General features: G+C 32.5%; 1 protein-coding gene and 1 pseudogene. One reads left to right on the top strand and one right to left on the bottom strand.

Features of this window, described 5'->3' with window-relative positions:
* The coding region (locus ACFWE9_RS27090; protein ID WP_377359696.1) for a hypothetical protein at window positions 1–520 on the top strand (520 nt) is incomplete at its 5' end.
* A 129-nt stretch (window positions 521–649) separates the two neighbouring features.
* Here ACFWE9_RS27090 and ACFWE9_RS27085 read toward each other — a convergent pair.
* Window positions 650–1,037 (bottom strand): annotated as a pseudogene (locus tag ACFWE9_RS27085) (hypothetical protein); the annotation flags it as partial.

The raw sequence follows: 1,037 nt of genomic DNA, 5'->3' as shown, positions 1-1,037 counted from the left end.
TTCTATTCCTAAAAATGATGGTTTTGAAGAAACAATTCAAAATTCACAAGAGAAAAAACAACAGATCAAAGCAAATACTATTCAAGACTTAAAAGCAGCCGAAGATGAAGCCAAGCGTATAGAAATCAAGAAAAAAGAACAAATCAAGCTAGAACAGGCCGAAATCGAAAAACAGATTGAATTAAAAAATCAATCGGAAGTAGAAGCCATGTTCCGTATGTTCCAGAAAACCTTCCCAAGAACCACCTATAAAGATATTGAAAATAATCAAAATGAAATTAATTTATACTTGGGTGGAGCAACTAGGAAACTTTATAAAATCAGCTACGAAAAAGAATTTGGCTGTATTAGTATTCACAAAAAAGATCGGGAAACTACTGACTATCAAGAGCAATCCAACACATTTGTAACAAATTCCGATTCTATTAAAGCAGCAGGAAAAGAAATTCAGAAGCTTGCTGCTGCAAATGAGAGAATTGCACGTTCACATAATCAACCAGAGCATAATCGAAGTCGTTAAATATGCTTTAAAAAGCTTCTAAGGGGGTATTTTAGCGTTTTTCGCTTTTACCCCTTGTTTTTATACCAAAACGAGTTTAAAACGCCCTAGAAGCCATTTTAGAGCCTTGAAATATCTATTAATTGTCGGTTACTCTTCTAACCAGTTATAAAACGGTACTTTTTCTCTTGTTGGAAGTTGATCTAATTTTTGTTTTCTATTTTGGATCCTCAATTGCTGGCTCGCTTTCAATTCTTCTTTAGCTTTATCTTTAGCACGTCGTAATTCCAATTCTTCAATTTTATTTGCTAATGCTGTAATTAAGTAATCTCTGAAACTATTAATTTTCCCTTGATTATATTTATCTACAACTTTCCGAACGATAGCATTAAAGCTTCTACCAGATAATTCATCTTTGGTAGATGCTCGAAAATTACTAATGATTAAATTTATAGATTTTTCGTTATGTACAGTTGAATCTTCTCCCGAAGGGGAAGTTCGCTTATCATCATCAATATTATCTATATCTTTATTACTG

It is taken from the genome of Peribacillus sp. NPDC060253, from assembly GCF_042727425.1.
Lineage (GTDB): Bacteria > Bacillota > Bacilli > Bacillales > DSM-1321 > Peribacillus.
Note: the sequence above shows the minus strand (reverse complement) of the source record. Positions and strands in the feature narration are given on the sequence as shown.